Below are 20,991 nucleotides of genomic sequence, written 5' to 3'. Positions count from 1 at the left end.
TATTCCGCGGCTTTCCGGGTTTATCAGTAAGAGTACCAAATCCCCGTAAGGGGACTGAAACTCCGGCAACGGCGCATAAGTGGCAGAAATCGTCATCGTCAGAGTACTAAAATCCCCGTAAGGGGACTGAAACTTTACAAACCACGCAACTTCTTCGACGGCTTTATCGGATAAGCCAGAGTACCAAAATCCCCGTAAGGGGACTGAAACGTTCAGTTGACCAAGACATGCGATCTGTGTTGTTGGCAGTCGCATTACCAAAATCCCCAGGTCTAAATTGACTCCTTTTAGAAAAAGGAGTTTGTGCCATAGGGGGACTGAAACAAGCTTTCGCCGAACAAGTTTGACCAGCTCAACCGTCGCATTACTAAAATCTCCAGATTTAATTGGACTCCTTTTAGAAAAAGGAGGTAATGCTATAGGGGGACTGAAAACTGAATCTTGCATGAGAAAAGCCGATATAGGGCATCTTTTAGGGATGTCTTGTATCGGCTTTTGTTAGGTTGTTTTATTCTGTTTGTAAGAATACTTTTGGAATGATAACTTACTTGTCTTCTAAAAACTCTAACTTTGTCTCCAAAGATATTGATCCTCATGGAAAAGACATAGCTGCTTTCGTATAAAAACGTAAAACGACCTTTAAAGGCAAATAAGATCATCGTTTGACTCTGAATAAACAGGATGTTCTGTGACTTTGTCATAGGATATCCTGTTTTCATCCTATTGTTACTGACGGATGAGTGATGATACGGACTCCTGTCGGTGTTTCTTTTCTAAAGGATGGAATGATGATATACTATTTATTATGCAGGATAATCGTTAATAATAAGGAATATTACGATGATAACGGCACTTTATTGAGATTAGAATCAAACGTTTGACTATTGAACGAATATATAGTAAGGAGTATACTTCAATGAATAAACAACAGCTGGCTGCGAAAATATGGGAATCTGCAAACCGTATGCGGTCGAAAATCGAACCTAATGAATATAAAGACTATATCCTTGGCTTTATCTTTTATAAATATTTGTCTGATAAGGAAGAGCAGTGGCTTCTGTCCCAAGAATATACGAAGGAAGATATTATAAATTATGTAAATGAAGAGGATTTCGAAACGGTTCGTACTGTTCAGAAAAATCTCGGGTACTTTATCTCCTATAAAGATCTCTTTTCAACTTGGATTCACTTAGGTTCTGATTTTTCTGTAGACAATGTGCGTACCGCATTATCTTCCTTTACTCGTCTCATTTCTCCTTCTCATAAAAAAGTATTTGAAGGGATTTTTAATACCCTCGAGACGGGACTTTCCAAGCTGGGTGAAAACACTAAGTCCCAAACCAAATCTGTTCGTGATCTGGCGCATCTCATTGATGAAATCCCTATGCAGAAAAAACAGGATTATGATGTATTGGGCTTCATTTATGAATATTTGATCTCAAACTTTGCCGCCAATGCCGGAAAGAAGGCAGGGGAATTTTATACACCCCATGAAGTTTCTCTCCTCATGTCTGAAATTGTGGCCAATCAACTGAGAGGCAGAGAAAACATCAAGATTTATGATCCGACGAGTGGCTCCGGCAGTCTTCTTATCAACATAGGCCAGACGACGGCAAAATATATGGAAGATAAAAATCGTATTCGCTATTATGCACAGGAACTAAAGTCCAATACTTACAATCTGACCCGGATGAATCTTGTTATGCGCGGTATCTTGCCGGATAATATCGTGACTCGCAATGGAGATACCCTGGAAGATGACTGGCCGTATTTTGAAGACTCCGATCCGGTCGGGACGTATGATCCACTCTATGTGGATGCTGTCGTTTCTAATCCGCCCTATTCTCAACGCTGGGATTCGTCTGGAAGAGAAAATGATTTACGCTATTCCAGGTACGGCCTTGCGCCTAAGTCTAAAGCTGATTATGCATTTTTACTGCATGATCTCTATCACTTGCGGCCTGATGGTATTATGGCAATCGTCTTGCCTCATGGGGTTCTGTTCCGTGGCGGTGAAGAAGGACAAATTCGTAAGAACCTTATTGAACAGAATAATATTGATGCGATTATCGGACTTCCGGCGAATATCTTTTTCGGTACAGGGATTCCAACCATTATTATGATATTGCGGCAAAAAAGAGAAAATACAGATGTCCTTGTAATCGACGCCTCTAAGGGATTTACAAAGGAGGGAAAAAATAATAGATTGAGGCCTTCTGATATTCGCCGTGTCGTGGATACAGTGAAAGGACGGCTGAGTATAGAAAAATATCCCGCTTGGTCAGCCGTGATGAAATTAGGGCCAATGACTATAATTTGAATATTCCGCGTTACGTGGATTCTTCGGAAGAGACGGGAAGTTATGATATTTACGCTTCCATGTTTGGCGGGATTCCTGTGAGTGAACTTGCTGTCCTAGATTCTTATTGGGAGGTTTTTCCATCTCTTAAAGAAATCTCTTTACCGGCGATGATGAATATGTTTCTGTGAAGAATGAGGACATTAAAACAACGATTCGGAATAATCTTGATGTTCAGAATTTTCTGGGACGTTTTCACAGTCGATTTGCTGATTTCGGGGAATATTTGGATAAAAATCTGATTGATCAGTCTTTGTCGCTCTCTATCCCTAAAATGGAGGAACAAATTGCTTCAGATCTTTTTGATCATTTTTCGGGTATTCCGATTTTAGACCCTTACCAGGCGTATGAAAGTTTTGAAGAAAAGTATAGCATCATCTCTGGAGACTTAGAGCTCGTTCAGTCAGAAGGAATAGATACTTTTAAAAAAGTTGATCCCAACATGGTTGTAAAGAAACAAAAAGGGAAAGAAGTTGAGGTTCAAGAGGGGTGGAAAGGGCATGCATTTGAATTCGAGTTGGTCCAAGAATTTTACCTTTCTGAGCAATTGAATGCATTGTCGAAAAAACGCGATGAGCTCGCTGAAATTCCCCATGCTTATGAAGAACTGATTGAGACTTTGAGTGAAGACGATAAAAACACTATTAGCGATGCTTTGAATGAATCAAATGATGAGTTTGTATTCAAGAATATAAAAGGTGTCATAAAAGTACTCAAGGAAGATGAAGCGGACAACAAGGTATTGATTCAAATTCTTAAGAGTGCTCAAAGTTTGAATGACAAGGAAAAAAGTCTAAAAAAACAAATCAAAGAAGAAGAAACTTCGTTGCATCTTTTGACAAAAGAGACGATTGAAAACTTTTCTGATGAAGATGTACGGCAGCTTCTTCATAAAAAATGGGTTACCCCGATTGTAAATAACATCGCCGCTCTTGCTGATGCCATGATTGACGATTTTACGAAACGAGTGGAATTACTGGCACAAAAATATTCTGTCACTATGAAGGATATTGAAGACGATATTAGACGTACGGAGAAATTACTATCTTCTATGCTATCGGATCTGACCGGGTCTGATGCCGATATGGCGGGAATCCGAGAATTACAAAAATTGATAGGTGGTGAAACTGATGAATAAGACGAAAAAACCACGCATTCGCTTTAAAGGCTTCACTGATGATTGGGAACAGCGTAAGTTAGGAGACATTGCCACATTTATAAACGGGAGAGCGTATTCTCAAACTGAATTATTAGATGAAGGAAAATATAGAGTTTTGCGTGTAGGGAATTTCTATACAAATGACTCGTGGTACTATTCTAATATTGAACTTCCAGAAAGATATTATGCAAATGACGGAGATTTATTATATACATGGTCTGCTACTTTTGGCCCTCATATTTGGCACGGGGAAAAAGTCATTTATCATTACCATATTTGGAAAATTGAGTTAGCTAATACGGGTAAGAAACATTTTATGGTTCAATTACTTGATAGGGATAAAGAGGCGTTATTGGCAGGGCATAATGGCTCAACAATGATTCATATTACAAAGTCAGGGATGGAGCAAAAACATGTAATGATTCCAGTCGATGCCACGGAACAAGATAAAATAGGTGTGTTTTTCACGTATTTAGATAAAACCATTACCCTTCATCAGCGTAAGTGTGAAAAGTTGAAAATTATTAAAAAATCGATGATTGAAAATTGTTTTCCGAAAAATGGACAAAAAGTGCCGAAAATTCGATTTTCTGGTTTTACGGGCGATTGGGAACAGCGTAAGTTGGGTCACATAGTTGGACGAGTTACAAGAAAAAATAAAGACCTTGTATCTAATCTACCACTGACAATATCGGCTCAATATGGATTAATCGATCAGAATGAATTTTTTGACAAACGTATTGCGAGTAAAGATGTCAGTAATTATTATCTTATTCATAAAGGTGAATTTGCTTACAATAAAAGCACATCTACTGATGCGCCTTGGGGAGCAATTAAACGCCTTGATCGATATGAGAATGGGGTTTTATCGACACTATATATTATTTTTAGAATTCTTGATGAAAACCAGGTGGATTCAGATTATCTTGCTTCTTATTATAATACTGCTTTATGGTATAAAAGTATTCGGATGATTGCAGCAGAAGGAGCAAGAAATCATGGATTGCTGAATATTGCTCCGGATGATTTTTTTGAAACAACTTTAATGATACCTAGGGATATAGCTGAACAGAAGAAAATCGGAGCTTATCTAAAAAATCTTGACGATCTCATTACCCTTCATCAACGAAAGCTGAATTTATGGAAATTTTGTAAGAATAGGAGTAAAGTTATGGATGATTTTGATAAAGAAGTAGATTTTGAAGCGGCCTTGATTACTGCATTGCAGCGTTACGGTTGGGGACAGGATGTCATTAAGTATCCGACAGAAAAAGAATTGATTCAAAACTGGGCGAATATTCTTTTTGAAAACAATCGGAGTATCGACCGCTTGGGTGATTTTCCTCTTGTTCAAGAAGAAATCGATGATCTTCTGGAACAAATCAATCGTCTTCGGACTCCTTTGGCTTTAAACGGCTTCATCAATGGGAAAACTGTATCCATAACTCGAAAAAACCCTAAAGATACCTTGCACTATGGCAAAGAAGTAAGCTTGAAAATCTATGACCGCATGGAAATTGCCGCCGGACAAAGTCGCTACCAGATCGTTCAACAACCTCGATTTGCCCGTCACGAAAAAGTATTGCAAGACCGACGCGGTGACTTGATGTTACTGATTAACGGCATGCCTGTTTTTCATATCGAACTGAAGAAGTCCGGTGTTCCCGTAATTGAAGCGGCCAATCAAATTGAAAAATACGCTCATGAAGGGCTTTTTACTGGCTTTTTCTCTCTTATCCAGATTTTTGTGGCAATGAATCCGACCGAGACTTTGTATTTTTCGAATCCGGGCCCCGATGGACGGTTCAATCCAGATTTTTATTTCCACTGCGCAGATTTGAATAATGATCCTATCAACGATTGGAAGCGTGTTGCCGAGCTGCTTTTGTCAATTCCCATGGCTCATCAGTTAGTCGGGTTCTATACCGTTGCAGATGATGCTGACGGGGTTTTGAAAGTCATGCGGAGCTACCAATATTATGCTGCCAATAGGATTTCTGACCGTGTGGCTAAACATGACTGGGAAGAAGGAAATCAGCTTGGGGGTTATATTTGGCATACAACGGGATCTGGCAAGACGATGACTTCCTTTAAATCAGCTCAGCTTATCGCAGCTTCGAAAGATGCGGATAAAGTCGTATTCTTGATGGATCGGATTGAACTTGGTACACAGTCGCTCAAGGAATATCGGGCTTTTGCCGATAATGCCGATGACGTGCAGGAAACAGAAGATACGGTCACTCTGATAAGCAAGATGAAAAGCAATGATCCTAAAAATACCTTGATTGTTTCTTCCATTCAGAAGATGAGCAATATCAAAGACGATGCAGAAGTTAGCATGAAGGCAAAAGACCTTGAGGCCATGAAATCTAAACGTCTCGTATTTATTATTGATGAATGTCATCGTTCTACCTTTGGCGAAATGCTTTCCACTATTAAGGCGACATTCCCCCATGCGCTCTTTTTCGGATTTACGGGAACGCCTGTATTCCGTGAAAATGAAAAAGTTATGACGACGACGGCTGATATTTTTGGTGATGAATTGCATCGCTATAGTATTGCAGATGGTATTCGTGATAAAAATGTTCTCGGCTTCGACCCCACGATGGTAATGGTCTATAAAGACAACGAGTTGCGAAAGAAAGTTGCCTTGCAGGAATCCGGGGCAAGTTCTGAGGAAGAGGCTGTAACGAATCCAAGTATGAGCAAGAAGTACTATCATTTCATGTCGCCATCTGAAGTGCCCATGGCAGGACAACGCCAGGAGGACGGAAAATACCTGAAGGGGATAGAAGACTATGTAGGAGATGAAGCCTGGCAGACCGATGAATATGAATGGGCGATAGTCGATAATATCGCCGAAAACTGGTTGACCCTGTCAAGAAATCATAAATTTCATGCTTTATTTGCTACCAGCAGCATTCCGGAAGCTGTCCGTTACTATCGTAAATTCAGGGAAAAATATCCCAAACTGAAAGTAACCGGGCTTTTTGATCCGACGATTGATAATCAAGGTGGAAAACGTTCGCTTGATAAAGAAGACGGACTAAAAGCGATGCTCGAAGATTATAATAAAACCTTCGGCCAGTGCTTCGATATCGGCGGATACGCTAAGTTTAAAAAAGATGTATCGGCAAGATTGGCCCACAAGAAGCCCTATGAACGAGTCGAACCTGAAATGCAGTTGGACTTGCTGATTGTCGTCAATCAAATGCTGACCGGCTTCGATTCTAAGTGGATTAACGTCCTTTATTTGGATAAGGTTTTGGTTTATCAGAATTTAATCCAGGCATTTTCGCGTACTAACCGGCTTTTTAACATCAATGAAAAACCGTTTGGTTCCATTCGTTATTACCGAATGCCTCATACGATGAAGCGGAATATTGAAGACGCTGTGCAGCTCTATTCCGGCGATCGTCCCCAAGGTCTTTTTGCGGACCATCTGCCTGATAATGTTCGCCATATGAATGTAACTTTTGCCGATATGGTAGATATTTTTAAAAATGCCGATGTCCCGGCTATGGATAGATTACCGGAAGATCTTCCTTCAAAAGCAAAATTTGCCAAACTTTTCCGTGAATTTTCTACCTATTTGCAGGCGGCAAGAATTCAGGGCTTTACTTGGGATAAGACTGAATATTCTTCTATCATTGATGCAGAAGATACGAGCAAGGAAGAAATCATTCATCTGCTGCCGACGGAAGAACAGTATAATATCCTCCTTCAGCGGTACAAAGAATTGCGCAAACCTGATGATGGAAATAGAGGGGATGATGATGACATTACCTTCCCCATCGATCCTTATCTCACCGAACAGAACACGGGGGTTATTGACAACGACTATATGAACTCTCGTTTTGAAAAGTGGAGAAAACAACTGAGCGATCCCAATGCGGATCCGGCTGCTGTAGAAGCGACGCTGACGGAACTCCACAAATCGTTTGCCTTCCTCTCACAGGAAGAACAAAAGTATGCTAACCTCTTTCTTCACGATGTACAGACCGGGGATGTTTGCTTTACGGAAGGCAAGACTTTCAGAGATTATATTGTAGAGTACGCTAGCAATGCAAAGAGACGGCAAGAACGGAGACTTTCTGACTCCCTTGGCTGTTCTGAGGAGCTCCTGCAAAAAATGATGGATGCTCATGTAACAAAAGATAATTTGAATGAATACGGGCGGTTTGATGAATTGAAAGCGACGGTAGTAAGAGAAAAGGCCCAAAAGTATTTCACGAAAGTCGATGGGAAAAGCTTACCTCCATTCCGCGTGAATAACCGCGTGGATGAACTGCTCACTAAGTTTATCCTCGAAGGCGGGATTGACATTCCGGATCCGGATGAAGAAGAAAAATCGTAAATAATTAATGGCCTCCAATCCTTCATCGGCGTAGGGAGGAGGCACTTATGGCAATTGAAAACAGATCAACGGATTATTTGAAGGATTATTACCGAAACTGGATTGCTGTGTATAAGGAAGGCGCTATTCGCAGTGTGACCCTTTCTAAGTACCGTATGAGCCTTTCTTGGCTGGAGCGTCTGGCTCCGAATCTTAGACTTTGCGATGTGACGCGGGTGGCCTATCAGCAAATCATTAACGAATATGCCAAGGAACATGAACGTCAGACAACCATGGATTTTCATCATCAGTTAAAAGGGTCAATCCTTGATGCTGTTGATGAAGGTCTTATCCCTCGCGATCCGACCAGAAAAGTTATTATCAAAGGAAAAGCCCAGTCCCAAAAGAAAATCAAATATTTGAATCAGTTTGAACTTCATACGTTATTGAAAAGCCTGAATCTCGGGAATGAGGTTAATTGGGACTGGTTTATCCTTTTGGTTGCCAAGACGGGAATGCGTTTTTCAGAAGCCCTTGCAATCACTCCGGCTGACTTTGACTTTGCCCATCAGACACTTTCTGTCAGCAAAACATGGGATTATAAAAATGGGGGAGGTTTTTCGCCGACAAAGAATAAGTCTTCTGTCCGAAAAATTCAAATTGATTGGCAAGTAATTATGCAATTTGCTTTTCTTGTTAAAGATATGCCGCCGGATAAACCGATTTTTATCACCAAGAAAAAGGTATATAATTCTACTGTAAATGATATCCTGGAACGTTGCTGTAAGAAACTTGAAATTCCTGTAATTTCTGTTCATGGACTTCGTCATACCCATGCATCTATTCTGCTTTTTGCCGGGGTTTCCATTGCAAGTGTGGCACGGCGGCTCGGGCATGCCAGTATGACGACTACACAGAAAACATATCTGCATATTATACAGGAACTTGAAAATCAGGATATAGATCTTATTATGCGATCATTGTCTAATCTTATGTAACTAGTAAATGAGACTGCGCCGATGGAGGATTTTTACACAAAAATCGACATGCGGCCTCAGTTAGAAGCAAGTCGATCTAAAAATATAATTTAAGGAGTGATTGTTCAATGCGCGGCCTAAAAATATATTTAGCGGATGGTACTTATGAGGGCACCGTTACGATGAGCAGCGATTCATCGAAAATATCCGTAATTAAAGTCAAAAAAGAAAATATAAAGGACTATGAAAATGAATTAAATGGGCCGGGTATTTATTTGCTCCTTGTTGCATCCGAGGCGGTATATGTTGGACAGACGGGATTGGATACGATTCAAAGAAGAATTTTGAATACGCATTCAGGCGACATCGATTCATCGTGGCATACTGTTTTAGGGTGCAAGTTTGCCGATCCGAATATCAGTAGTAATGAGCTGCAATTCATTGAAAATGCCATGTGTGAATATGCACATAATCACTTTAGAAAATGTCTGACTACTAGTCCTAAAAAGATGAATTGTACGCGGTCGTTTAGAAAACGACATTATCATCTTAACGGAGGGCAGATACATACTTGTGAAAATTATATTCAAGATATCGAATTTTACCTGGATATATTTCCCAATGGGATTTTTGGCTATACGCACAGTAAATCAGATATAGAAATTCTTCATCTTGCAAGTAGACAGGTCGCGGCAACGGCTTATATTGCGGGGAATCGCTTTGTCGTGTGCAAGGGCTCCAGTTTCAGTGCAGTAGAACGCCCGTCGTGCCCTAATTCTATCCATAACCGTCGAAGAATGTTGATCGCTGAGAACAAAATTAAAAACGGATGCTTCGTCGAGAATGTAGCTTTCGACAGCCCTTCTACGGCTGCTGCCTGTATTATTGGCGGAAGTGCAAATGGTCGAATTATGTGGTTGTATCCAGATGGCCAGAGCATTAAGGACAAGGAATCTCATGAATCTTGAGGTAGGTACTATACGCGATAGTCTTTTAGTACAAAGAGCAGTTAAGGATGGATAAGGTCGTCAAAAGATTTAGGTTGAACCTATCCTGTAGGTAAGTTGAAATAAAAGATATGCTTAAAAGATTCAGACATTGCAGGCCAGTTTCTTTGCAATGTCTGAATCTTTATTTACTATGTGACTGACCTTCAAAATAAAAATAATCAAAAGGACTTGCCAAGACATCGAGGATGCGTTATAATAATAAAGTCGCATGACAAATTCATATTGAGGGCGGTTAGCTCAGTTGGTTAGAGTATCTCGTTGACATCGAGGGGGTCGATGGTTCGAATCCATTACCGCCCACCACAGCAAACATATCCGAATGTGGCAGGAATGCCGATTCGGATATGTTTATTTTTTTGCCCTAATTACGGCGTATCTGTAACGACGTGCGGCGTAGGGCGCTAGCTATTTGTTTAAGATACAGCCGGTTCTTTTCTTGATTATACCCGATTGAATAGGGTATGATGGGGATAGAGGTGATTGATATGAGTGAAGCTTTTGATATCTTGTCCGGGGCATTAGAAGAAGCTATAGCTGATACTCGAACTAAAGCGTTGCCGCGGCGTACTCGAAGGATTGTGATTGAACCGTTGGCATCGTATTCTTCTCAGGACATTAAGGCGATTCGGCAAGGCATGGGGTATACGCAGGCGTTATTTGCCGAGTTCTTTGGCGTATCTTTAAAGACGGTGGAAGCTTGGGAGTCGGGCAGGAATAAGCCGTCCGGTCCGTCGCGTCGATTGCTGGCTTTAATTGCCAATAAGAAAATCTCTATTTGAAGGATGTTCAGATAGTTCTATTATCTCGATTGCGCCGGGCGAAGATGAATGTCTATTCCTAAATGATATTGGTAAAATTTTCACAAATAGTGTATTCTGTAGTTGTAACCGGGATTGGACGGAATCCGTGGGATCCGTACCGCTAAGGTCTCGGCTGCACATATTTTTAATTTCATAGCATGTCGCTTGGATCGAAAGACTGGGACGAAATTTGTAGACGTAGGCTTTTTGTGCGCATTCCCGGGTGGAATGCGCTTTTTTTGAGGGAGTACATCATGCGTTTAGGGATTATCGGTGCCGGCAGAGTCGGCACTTCTTTTGTTTTAGCCATGCCTTCGGCCGTTGAAGGTATTCTTTGTTCCACAAAAGAACATACGACGCAGCGGGCGCAGTCCCTTCAGGTCAAGGCCTATTCCGACGGGGCCGATCTTCTTCGGCACTGTGATGTCCTGCTGCTGACGGTACGTGACGATGTGATCGGGAGCGTTGCCGGGGCGCTGGCAGAGGCTCTTTCCGGGGATGACGGGGCTTGTGATACGGTTATCCTTCACTGCAGCGGGGCCATGGATTTGTCTTCTCTTGAGCCGTTGTCGGCCTTGGGATTTTCTGTAGGCAGCCTTCATCCGCTGCAGAGCTTTGCCGCACCGTCGGGAGATTTGCTACGCCATATTTATATGGCTGTCGACGGCGATGACCGGGCTAAGGAAGCGGCCCTTTCGCTGGTGACGTCTCTTGACAGCAAGCCTCTTTTTGTGCCGCCGGAAGAACGGGTCCTCTACCACGCCGCTGCTTGTTTTTGCTCCAATTACGTCGTGACGGCTGTCGCGCTCGGGCAGCGGCTCATGCGGCGCTGGACGGAGACGGACAAGGAGGCTGCACAGTCGCTGATGCCTCTCCTTAAGGGGACGGTAGGAAACCTCGAAGGCACCGATCGCTGGCAGAAGGCCTTGACCGGGCCTGTTTCTCGCGGCGATACGGGGACGGTGGCCAAACACCTGGAAGTCATGCCGGCCGATTTGGTGGGGCCTTATTGTGCCTTTAGCCGGGCCGCGGGAGAACTCTCTTTAGAAAACGGAACGATTACGGAAAACCAGTATGAAGTACTGAAAGAAATCCTTGCGATGGCGGAAGGAGTTCACAATGAATAAGAAAGTAACGAATCTGACCATCAAGAAAATGAAAGGGGAAGGGACGCCCATTTCCATGATTACGGCTTATGACTATGTCATGGCGCAGAACGTCGACGAAGCCGGGATCGACATGATCCTCGTCGGTGATTCTTTGGGCAACGTCGTCATGGGTCATACGTCGACCCTGCCGGTCACCATGGATGATATGGTCCATCATACGGCAGCTGTCGTCCGCGGGACGAAGCGGGCTTTGGTCGTCGCCGACATGCCTTTCATGAGCTATCAGGAAAGTGTCTGCCAGGCCCTTCACAATGCCGGACGGTTGATGAAGGAAACGGGCTGTGATGCCGTAAAATTAGAAGGCGGCGCCAGTGTCTGTGAAGCTGTCAAAGCCATGACGACGGCAGGCATTCCCGTCGTCGGCCATATCGGCCTTACGCCGCAGTCGGTCCATCAGCTCGGCGGCTACCGCGTGCAGGGGAAAAATGCCGAAACGGCGAAACGCTTAATTCAGGAAGCCTTGGCCCTAGAAGAAGCCGGTGCCTTTGCCATCGTCTTGGAATGCGTACCGACGGATATTGCAGCGGAAATTACGAAGGCCTTGAAACAGGCGGCCACTATCGGGATCGGTGCCGGCAATGTCTGCGACGGTCAGGTCTTGGTTTGCACGGACCTCCTCGGCATGAGCGGCGGTTTCCGTCCGAAGTTCGTCAAGACCTATGCCGACCTCCATCAGACCATCGTCGATGCCGTCGGTCAGTACATCAAAGACGTACAGGATCGGAGTTTCCCCAATGAGGAATATAGTTTTGCTGTCGATCCGGAAGTCGTCAAAGCCATGAAGGAGTAGTCGATTTTACAATTGCTGAGAAAGCCTTGTCTTTTCTGACAGGGCTTTTTTTGCGTTTTGGAGATGGGGGAGAGGCCCTTGCGATACTTGCATAAAGCGGCTTTGGGCCGTTGATTGCGATTGACTTGCGTATGTAATCATTGTACAATTAATTGAAGAAACGGAAGCGAATAACTGAGGTCGTTTGTCCGAACGCACGCGTACCGCCTGCCCGATGAAAGGGGAGTACTGCGGCGTTTTTTTCTTAATCGACCTGTATATTATTAGGAGGCTATGCGTTCATGAGGCATGATCTACGCGACGTCTGTATGCAGATACGGCGGGATACCGTGCGGTCTATTTACCGTGCCGGGTCGGGCCACCCGGGCAGCTCTTTATCGGCTGTCGAAATTATGGCCACGCTCTATTTTACCGATATATTTACGTGTTTTCCCGACAGGCCTCATGCGCCGGAACGGGATCGTTTCGTCTTGTCGAAGGGCCATGCGGCGCCGGCTTTTTACAGCACCCTGGCCCATAAGGGCTATTTCCCCTTGGAATGGCTCGATACGCTGCGGACCGTAGGAAGTCCCCTTCAGGGCCATCCTAACCTGCAGAAGCTGCCCTGTCTCGACTGTGCCGTCGGTTCTTTGGGGCAGGGCCTGTCCATTGCCAACGGCATGGCTTTGGGCTTGAAGCGAAAGGGGCAGATGCAGCAGGTATTCTGTCTCATCGGCGACGGTGAGCAGCAGGAGGGACAGGTCTGGGAAGCGGCGGCCTTTGCCGGTCAGCACCATTTGGACAACGTCTGTCTCATCGTCGACTGCAACGGCTTGCAGCTCGTCGATTCCATGGCCGGCATCAAGGATATGGAGCCCATGGATGCCAAGTGGGACAGCTTCGGCTGGCATGTCCTGCGCGTCGACGGCCACGATACGGACGCCCTCTATGATGCCTACGGGGAGGCCAAGGCCCGCACGGATAAACCGACGGTCATCCTGGCCAAGACGGTCAAGGGCAAGGGTGTTTCTTATATGGAAAACCAGGCCGAATGGCACGGGGCTGCGCCCGATGAAGCCCAGTACGAGCAGGCTATGAAAGAATTGGAGGTGCGGTCATGAACCGAGTACCGATGCGTGACGGCTATGGCAAGGCCCTCTTAGAATTATGCCGCCTTCACGATGACGTCATGGTCCTCGACGCCGACGTGGCCAAGTCGACGCGGACCGAATGGATTCGCAAGGAATTCCCGGATAAATACATCAATGTCGGCATTTCGGAACAAGATCTCGTCGGCACGGCAGCCGGCCTGTCTTTGACGGGCTTCGTCCCCTTTGTGTCGACGTACGGCGTCTTTTTGACGGGCCGCGGCTGGGGACAGATCCGCAACACGGTCTGCTATAATAAATTAAACGTCAAGCTCGGCGGCGCTCACGCCGGCATTTCCGTCGGTCCCGACGGAGCGACCCATCAGGCTCTCGAGGATATCGCTCTCATGCGGACCATTCCCAACATGACGGTCATCACGCCCTGCGACTGGTGGGAAACGTACAAGGCGACCCTGGCCGTCTATGACATTCAGGGGCCGTCGTACGTCCGCTTCGGCCGCAATCCGGCACCGGTCATTACGTCGGAAGACACGCCTTTTGACCTCTATAAGGCGGCTGTTTTCCGCGACGGAACCGATGTGACCCTCTTTGCCAACGGCCTCATGGTCCATGAAGCCTTGGTGGCGGCAGAAGCCCTTGAAAAGGAAGGGATTTCGGCCCGCGTCGTAAACGTCCGCATCGTAAAACCCCTCGACGTCGATACGATCTGTACCTGTGCGGCTGAAACGGGGGCGGCCGTCGTCTGCGAGGAACATCAGATCATGGGAGGCCTGGGCGGTGCCATCTGCGAAGCCTTGGCCCAGCATCATCCTATTCCCGTCGAACTGGTCGGCATTCAGGACCGCTTCGGCGAATCGGGGAAGCCCGATGATTTATTGAAGGCCTATCATTTATCGGCCGAAGACGTCATCGCCGCTGCCCGTAAGGTTATGAAAAGAAAATAATGACCAAGCTGCTCATCCTGTATGAATCGGAAGAGCAGCTTGTTTCATATCCGGCATACATAAAGGGCTGTCATGCTAAGTTTGTATAACATTTTGAAAAGCATGCAAAATCGGTAATTGATTATCTCTTTTGGACTAACTGATGTATAATAGGTATAACATCTTTTTGGAGGCGAGTTATTTTGTACACGAAAGCGTTGTTGACAGACCTGTATCAGTTGACGATGATGCAGGGCTTATTTTTTGAAGGCAAGCACGAGCAGCAGTGCGTGTTTGACCGCTATTACCGCAGTAATCCTTTTAAGGGAGGCTATACGGTCGTCGCCGGCTTGGAACACCTCATCGACTATGTGGAAAACATCCACTTCAGCGACGATGATTTGGCGTACTTGAAGAGTACCGGCTTTTTCCGTCAGGAATTCCTCGATTATTTGAAGGAACTGCGCTTTACCGGCGATATTTATGCCATGCCCGAAGGCACCGTCGCCTTTCCGCAGGAAGTCCTCCTTCGCGTCCAGACCAAGAAGGACGAAGCCTTGCTCTTGGAAACGTGCATGTCCATGATCATGAACCATGAAAGTCTCATTGCCACGAAAGCTCGCCGCGTTCGGACTGTTGCCGGCAATGACAATCTTATGGAATTCGGCCTGCGCCGCGCTCAGGGCAAATCGGCCGGTGTCTACGGCGCCCGTTCGGCTATGATCGGCGGTTTCAATGGGACCAGTAACGTCCTGGCCGGGGCCAGATTCGGCATGCCCGTCTTAGGGACGATGGCCCACAGCTGGGTCATGAGCTTCTCGTCGGAACTGGAAGCCTTCCGTCACTATGCCGAACAGTATCCCAACAACCTCATTTTGTTGGCCGATACGTATAATACGTTGAAGCAGGGCGTTCCCGATGCCATTACGATCTTCAAGGAAATGAAGGCGGCCGGAACCCTGCCCAAGGTCTACGGTATCCGCCTCGACAGCGGCGACTTGGCTTATCTTTCGAAGGAAGCCCATAAGATGTTTACCGCTGCCGGTTTCCCCGATGCCATCATTGCGGCCTCGAACGACCTCGATGAAAACCTCATTTCCGAATTAAAAGCCCAGGGCTGCGCCATCAATTCCTGGGGCGTCGGCACCAACCTCATCACGGCCAAGGACAGCCCGTCCTTGGGCGGCGTCTTCAAGCTCGTCGGACAGTACGACGACGGCAAGTTCGTACCGAAGATCAAGATGAGCGACAATGCCGAAAAGATTTCCAATCCGGGCCTCAAGAACGTCCTTCGCGTCTATGACAAGAAGACGGGCAAGATGAAGGCTGACATCATCATCCTCGAAGGGGAAAGCATCGATGAGTCGAAGGATCTGCTCTTAAAGAGCGACAAGGCTCCCTGGCGTTTCCGGACGATTCCGGCCGGGACCTACCGCGTTCAGGAAATGCTCATCCCTATCTTTAAAAAGGGTGAATTAGTATATAAAAAACCGAATCTCAAGGACATCATGACCTATGCCGATGAACAGATTCAGACCTTGTGGCCTGAATACCTGCGCTTGGTCAATCCGGAAGAAATGTGGGTCCAGCGCAGCAGCAAGCTGTCGGCCCTGCGGGATGCCGTGTTGAAGGAAGAATCGGCTCATTTCTTCTAAGCCGGCCATTGAGGGGACGATGGCCGAACAGGGAGGCTCTTTCTGCTTTCCTTTCCGCGGCGGCTCTTGGGGGCCCTCTCGGGAAGAGGGGAGAAGGCGCCTTTTCTGCACTATTGTATAAGGGGGAATCCTTATGGTTTCAACAGATACGCGCAAGAAATATGAAAAACTGCAAGATATATTAAAGTCGCTGGGCAGTGTCGTCGTCGGCTTTTCCGGCGGCGTGGACAGTACTTTTTTGACCTATGCCGCCCATGAAGCGCTGGGTGATAAGGTCCTGGCCATTACGGCCGTATCGGCCACCCTGCCGGGGAGTGAAGCGGCTGATGCCAAGGCCATGGCGGAATTCATCGGCGTCGAACACCGGTTGGTCAATTCGACGGAGTTCGACGATCCGACGTTTGTGGAAAATCCGCCGGAACGCTGCTATTACTGTAAGAAGATTCGCTTCACGGCCTTGGTGAACCTAGCTAGGTCCGAAGGCTATCAGTGGGTCATCGACGGCGGCAATGTCGACGATCTCGGCGATTACCGGCCGGGCATGAAGGCCCTTAAAGAGCTGTCTGATTCGGTCCGCAGTCCCATGATCGAAGCCGGCTTAGACAAGGCCGATATCCGGGCCCTGTCGAAGGAATTCGGTCTCCAGACCTGGAATAAGCAGAGTGCCGCTTGTTTGGCCAGCCGCGTTCCTTACGGCGTCCGCCTGACGCCGCATCTCCTGGCTCAGATCGATGCTGCCGAAGCCGCTGTGGCTCCTTACGTTCAAGGGTCGCTGCGGGTCCGCTATCACGGCGACGTAGCCCGTATCGAAGTCGGCTTAGACGAGATCCCGTCGGTGTTGGCCCATCGCCAGGAAATCGTCCGGGCCATTAAGGATACGGGGTTCTCCTACGTTACCCTCGACCTTGGCGGCTATGAAATGGGAAGTCTCAATGATGTCATCGATACCGATGAGGAAGTAAAGTGATATGGCTGTTACCAAGAAAGTAAAAGATGAAATGCTCCAGCGTTTCCAGGATCAATACGGCATCATGAAGCCGGCCCTGCACTACAATTCGCCCTTTGAACTGATGATTGCCGTCATCTTGTCGGCTCAGTGCACGGACGAACGGGTCAATATCGTGACGGCCGGCCTCTTCCCGGAATATAATACGGCAGAAAAGATGCTGTCCCTCGGCCTCGACGGCCTCGAAGAAAAGATTCGCACCTGCGGCCTTTATCACAGCAAGGCCAAGAATATCCTGGCCAACTGCGCCATCCTCTGTGAAGACTATGGTGGTGAAGTACCGCAGACCTTTGACGAATTGGTGAAACTGCCCGGTGTCGGCCGCAAGACGGCCAATGTCCTGGTCAGTGTCTTGTTCGACATCCCGGCCATCGCCGTCGATACCCACGTCTTCCGCGTATCCAATCGGCTTCAGCTGGCCAAGGGCAAGACGCCCCTTGAAGTCGAAAAGGGACTGCAGAAGGCCATTCCCAAGGAATGGTGGAGCCGGGCTCATCATTGGCTCATCTGGCACGGACGACGGGTCTGCAAGGCCCGAAAGCCTTTATGCGACGAATGCTTCCTCTCTGATTTATGCCCGGGAAGTCAAAATAAGCCGTCGAAGAAGTAATTTTGTTAAAAAGTTATTGACAAACAGCGAAAAGTTTTATAAAATACTAGCAATACATACAAAATTTCATACCGCAATATCCAGAGCAGCTGAGGGATGGGCCCGATGACGCTGCGGCAACCTGCCAATGGTAAGGTGCCAATTCCTACAGGCTATTCCTGAAAGATATGATGTGAATTGAGGCGCAGCTTGAGGGCAGCGCCTCTTTTTTGTATGATGCACTTATTCTTTATTATGGGGTTGGGGGGACTTTTCTTATGAATGATTCCAGCAGACAGACGATTCGGAAACGGGATGTCATCATCCTGGGCTTTGCTTTTTTTGCCACCTATTTCGGGGCCGGCAATCTTATTTTTCCGCCGCACTTGGGGCTCAACAGCGGCAGTGATTTCTTGTCGGGCCTGGCCGGCTTGACCTTGTCGGGGATTTTCCTGCCTATTTTTACGCTCATCGTCATCGGCCTCAACGGCGACGTCCATACGATTACGGACAAGGTCGGAAAATATACGTACCGCATTCTCTTGGCGGCTTTGATGCTGGTCTGTACCTTCGTGTCCATTCCGCGGACGGCGGCGACGGCCATCCAGCTCGGCGTACAGGGGAATTTTCCGGCAGCGCCCATGATTCCTTTAGTCGTCCTTTATTTCCTGCTCTGCTATTTCTTCGTCGCCGACCCGCATAACGTCATGGACCGCATGGGCAAGTATTTGACGCCGGCCTTGGCCTTCATTTTGGTGGCCATCGCCATTGCCGGGATTTTCTTCCCCTTGGGGACGCCGGCGGAACCTGCCGCAGACAATCCCTTCGTCAATGCCTTCCTCGGCGGCTACAATACGGGCGACGTCCTGGTCAGCTTCATCATGGCTGCCGTCTTCCTCAGCTCCATTCGCGGCAAGGGCTATACGGGCGTCGGCCAGCGCAATAAGGTCCTCATCTACTGCGGCGTCGTCTCCTTCGTCCTGCTGCTCATCATCTACGGCAGCCTGCTCTACATGGGGGCCAGCGTCAGTTCCTACTATCCCCAGTCCATCGGCCGGGCTGAACTCTTGGTAGCCATCATCCACCGCATCGGCACCTGGGTCATGATTCCCATGGGCATCGCCGTCGTCTTGGCCTGCCTGACGACAGCCATCGGTCAGATCGCTGCCGTTGCGGAATTCACCAGTACGACCGTTGGTGGCCGCATCACTTATAAACAGGCGGCTGTCGCCTGCTCGATCCTCTCGGCCCTGACGGCCTTCCTCGGCGTCGACGGCATCGTCACCTACATCGGCTGGATCTTCGGCGTCGCTTATCCGCCGTGCCTGGCCTTGCTGGTGTTGGGCATCGTCGGTCCCTTGCTTCCCAATCAGTGGGCCTATAAGGGTTCGGTCTACTTGGTCACGGTCTTCGCCTGCTTGGAATCCCTGCCGGGCCTTAGCAGCCTGGCCGTTGCCAAAGCCATCGTCGCTGCCGTTCCCTTGTCGGTGTACGGCTTCGGCTGGATCGTTCCCTTTGTCGTCGGTCTTGTCGGCGGGTCTGTTCTGGGGCATTTCGCGTCGGAATCGGAGGCCTTGGAAGTCGAGGCAAAATAATGGTAAAGGCATTGTACTTAAATTTTTCAGAGTACGATGCCTTTTTTGTTGCACAATGGAGAATTTCTATCTATAATGGTAGCATAAATCAGCGCAAAGGAGGTTTTTTTCATGGACTTTAAAAAATTGTATATCGATGGCCAGTGGGTAGCTCCCTTATCCGGCCAATACATCGACGTTGAAAATCCGGCGACGAAGGAAGTTTTCACGACCGTTGCCGCTGCCGGTGAACAGGATGTCGCCGCTGCCTCAGCTGCTGCAGCCAAGGCCTTTCCTGCGTGGGCGGCAAGGCCGATGGAAGAACGAATTGATTTTATGAGAAAATTGCTTAAAGAGCTCATTCAGTTTGAACCGCAGATGGTCGATGCCACCGTCAAGGAATTGGGCATCCCCGTTTCCTTCGTTAAGACCAACCACATCGCCTACCAGTTCGTACGGACCCAGTCTTATATCGACTTGGCCCCGGACCTGCCCTTAGTCGAAAAACTGCCCCAGTCCGTCGTCTACCGCCGTCCCTTAGGGGTCATCGGCTGCATCACGCCGTGGAACTATCCTTTGGGCCAGGTTATCCAGAAAGTCATCCCGGCTATTTTAGTCGGTGCCACCGTCGTCTTGAAGCCCAGCCAGTCTACGCCGGTAACGGCTTATTATTTGGCCGAAGCCTTTGATCGGGCCGGCTTCCCGAAGGGCGTCTTCAACTTCATCCCCGGCCGCAGCGGTGAAATCGGCAACGCTATCTGCGACGACCCCAATATCGCCATGATATCCTTTACGGGTTCGACCAAAGCCGGTATCAAGGTCTCCCAGCGGGCCTTGGCTTCTATGAAGCGCATCAGCATGGAATTGGGCGGCAAATCACCCTTTATCATCCTGCCCGGGGCCGACTATGAAAAGGCCGTCCGCATGTGCTTCAATTCGCTCCTGCTCAACAGCGGCCAGACCTGCACGGCTCTGTCGCGGCTGATCATCCCGAAGGAAGCGAAAAAAGAAATCGAAGACATCATCCTCAAGGTCCTGCCGGAATATAAGGTCGGCGACCCGACCTTGGAAACGACGAAAGTCGGCGCTGTCGCTTCGGCAGAACAGTGGAAGATCGTCGATTCGTACATTGCCAAAGGCATCGAAGAAGGGGCGACGGTCCTGGCCGGCGGCCGTCCGGAAGCGCCTGAAAAGGGGTACTTCATCAATCCGACGGTCTTTACCGATGTGACCAACGACATGACCATTGCCCAAGAAGAAATCTTCGGGCCCGTCCTCTGCGTCCTCACTTATGACAGTGTCGACCAGGCCCTGGCCATTGCCAACGATACCAAGTACGGCCTCAACGGTGCCGTCTGGGGTCCCGATAAGGAAGAAGCGACGAAGGTTGCCGAAGGCATCTTGTCGGGCAACGTCTACGTCAACGGCAGCCCGCGCGACGTCACAGCGCCTTTTGGCGGCTTTAAGGACAGCGGTCTCGGCCGTGAAGGCGGCAAAGACGGGATGCTCGAATTTACAGAACCGCAAGCTATTTTTAACGCATAAACTATTGTAGA

At 47.6% G+C, this 20,991-nt stretch carries 14 protein-coding genes, 1 tRNA gene, 1 pseudogene and 1 riboswitch; all 16 genes and pseudogenes read left to right on the top strand.

What is annotated here, in order from left to right:
• The first annotated feature begins 916 nt into the window (after window positions 1-916).
• The 16 genes and pseudogenes from TX77_RS13980 (at window position 917) to TX77_RS01225 (ending at window position 20,980) form a co-directional block, all read left to right on the top strand.
• Window positions 917-2,490: pseudogene (locus TX77_RS13980) on the top strand (type I restriction-modification system subunit M).
• Entirely contained in the window at window positions 2,487-3,497 is a 1,011-nt protein-coding gene (locus TX77_RS13975; RefSeq protein WP_230197991.1) for a hypothetical protein, read from the top strand. The pseudogene TX77_RS13980 and the gene TX77_RS13975 overlap by 4 nt, the downstream one beginning before the upstream one ends.
• A complete protein-coding gene (locus TX77_RS01290; protein WP_081651670.1) occupies window positions 3,490-7,875 on the top strand; it encodes a type I restriction endonuclease subunit R, EcoR124 family in 4,386 nt (1,461 codons plus the stop codon). The genes TX77_RS13975 and TX77_RS01290 overlap by 8 nt, the downstream gene beginning before the upstream one ends.
• Before the next feature lie 47 nt (window positions 7,876-7,922).
• The gene (locus TX77_RS01285; RefSeq protein WP_044503036.1) at window positions 7,923-8,852 is read left to right on the top strand and encodes a site-specific integrase; all 930 of its coding nucleotides are present in this window, start codon (window positions 7,923-7,925) and stop codon (window positions 8,850-8,852) included.
• A gap of 107 nt (window positions 8,853-8,959) precedes the next feature.
• Complete coding sequence (locus TX77_RS01280; RefSeq protein WP_044503035.1) at window positions 8,960-9,799, top strand: DUF4357 domain-containing protein; 840 nt, start codon at window positions 8,960-8,962, stop codon at window positions 9,797-9,799.
• Window positions 9,800-10,067: 268 nt separating this feature from the next.
• A tRNA-Val gene (locus TX77_RS01275) sits at window positions 10,068-10,144 on the top strand.
• Between the two features lie 182 nt (window positions 10,145-10,326).
• Complete coding sequence (locus tag TX77_RS01270; RefSeq protein WP_044503034.1) at window positions 10,327-10,620, top strand: helix-turn-helix domain-containing protein; 294 nt, start codon at window positions 10,327-10,329, stop codon at window positions 10,618-10,620.
• 275 nt (window positions 10,621-10,895) lie between these two features.
• Entirely contained in the window at window positions 10,896-11,768 is an 873-nt protein-coding gene (locus tag TX77_RS01265; protein ID WP_044503033.1) for a Rossmann-like and DUF2520 domain-containing protein, read from the top strand.
• Window positions 11,761-12,600: a 3-methyl-2-oxobutanoate hydroxymethyltransferase gene (gene panB, locus TX77_RS01260; RefSeq protein WP_044503032.1), complete on the top strand. Its 840-nt coding sequence runs from the start codon at window positions 11,761-11,763 to the stop codon at window positions 12,598-12,600. Before TX77_RS01265 ends, panB begins: the two co-directional genes overlap by 8 nt.
• Before the next feature lie 281 nt (window positions 12,601-12,881).
• Window positions 12,882-13,700, top strand: coding sequence for a transketolase (locus tag TX77_RS01255; protein ID WP_044503031.1), 819 nt, complete (start codon window positions 12,882-12,884; stop codon window positions 13,698-13,700).
• Entirely contained in the window at window positions 13,697-14,632 is a 936-nt protein-coding gene (locus TX77_RS01250) for a transketolase family protein (RefSeq protein WP_044503030.1), read from the top strand. Before TX77_RS01255 ends, TX77_RS01250 begins: the two co-directional genes overlap by 4 nt.
• A 182-nt stretch (window positions 14,633-14,814) precedes the next feature.
• Window positions 14,815-16,266, top strand: a complete 1,452-nt coding sequence (locus TX77_RS01245; protein ID WP_044503029.1) for a nicotinate phosphoribosyltransferase — start codon at window positions 14,815-14,817, stop codon at window positions 16,264-16,266.
• Between the two features lie 133 nt (window positions 16,267-16,399).
• A complete protein-coding gene (larE, locus tag TX77_RS01240; protein WP_044503028.1) occupies window positions 16,400-17,233 on the top strand; it encodes an ATP-dependent sacrificial sulfur transferase LarE in 834 nt (277 codons plus the stop codon).
• 1 nt (window position 17,234) lies between these two features.
• Window positions 17,235-17,882 carry an endonuclease III gene (gene nth, locus TX77_RS01235; protein ID WP_044503027.1) on the top strand — a complete coding sequence of 216 codons (648 nt, stop codon included), beginning with the start codon at window positions 17,235-17,237 and terminating at the stop codon, window positions 17,880-17,882.
• Between the two features lie 73 nt (window positions 17,883-17,955).
• Window positions 17,956-18,054, top strand: a riboswitch (SAM riboswitch).
• 85 nt (window positions 18,055-18,139) lie between these two features.
• Entirely contained in the window at window positions 18,140-19,456 is a 1,317-nt protein-coding gene (locus TX77_RS01230; RefSeq protein WP_044503026.1) for a branched-chain amino acid transport system II carrier protein, read from the top strand.
• A 111-nt stretch (window positions 19,457-19,567) separates the two neighbouring features.
• Complete coding sequence (locus tag TX77_RS01225) at window positions 19,568-20,980, top strand: aldehyde dehydrogenase family protein (protein ID WP_044503025.1); 1,413 nt, start codon at window positions 19,568-19,570, stop codon at window positions 20,978-20,980.
• The last annotated feature ends 11 nt before the right edge of the window (window positions 20,981-20,991 follow it).

The sequence above is a fragment of the Megasphaera massiliensis genome, assembly GCF_000455225.1.
GTDB lineage: Bacteria > Bacillota > Negativicutes > Veillonellales > Megasphaeraceae > Megasphaera > Megasphaera massiliensis.
This window is presented reverse-complemented; position numbering and strand designations above follow the sequence as displayed.

Excerpts from the sequence above, each read along its gene's own strand:
- TX77_RS01290 (WP_081651670.1), top strand. The coding sequence starts at position 3,490 with ATGAATAAGACGAAAAAACCACGCATTCGCTTTAAAGGCTTCACTGAT.
- TX77_RS01285 (WP_044503036.1), top strand. The coding sequence starts at position 7,923 with ATGGCAATTGAAAACAGATCAACGGATTATTTGAAGGATTATTACCGA.
- TX77_RS01280 (WP_044503035.1), top strand. The coding sequence starts at position 8,960 with ATGCGCGGCCTAAAAATATATTTAGCGGATGGTACTTATGAGGGCACC.
- TX77_RS01270 (WP_044503034.1), top strand. The coding sequence starts at position 10,327 with ATGAGTGAAGCTTTTGATATCTTGTCCGGGGCATTAGAAGAAGCTATA.
- TX77_RS01265 (WP_044503033.1), top strand. The coding sequence starts at position 10,896 with ATGCGTTTAGGGATTATCGGTGCCGGCAGAGTCGGCACTTCTTTTGTT.
- panB (WP_044503032.1), top strand. The coding sequence starts at position 11,761 with ATGAATAAGAAAGTAACGAATCTGACCATCAAGAAAATGAAAGGGGAA.
- TX77_RS01255 (WP_044503031.1), top strand. The coding sequence starts at position 12,882 with ATGAGGCATGATCTACGCGACGTCTGTATGCAGATACGGCGGGATACC.
- TX77_RS01250 (WP_044503030.1), top strand. The coding sequence starts at position 13,697 with ATGAACCGAGTACCGATGCGTGACGGCTATGGCAAGGCCCTCTTAGAA.
- larE (WP_044503028.1), top strand. The coding sequence starts at position 16,400 with ATGGTTTCAACAGATACGCGCAAGAAATATGAAAAACTGCAAGATATA.
- nth (WP_044503027.1), top strand. The coding sequence starts at position 17,235 with ATGGCTGTTACCAAGAAAGTAAAAGATGAAATGCTCCAGCGTTTCCAG.
- TX77_RS01230 (WP_044503026.1), top strand. The coding sequence starts at position 18,140 with ATGAATGATTCCAGCAGACAGACGATTCGGAAACGGGATGTCATCATC.
- TX77_RS01225 (WP_044503025.1), top strand. The coding sequence starts at position 19,568 with ATGGACTTTAAAAAATTGTATATCGATGGCCAGTGGGTAGCTCCCTTA.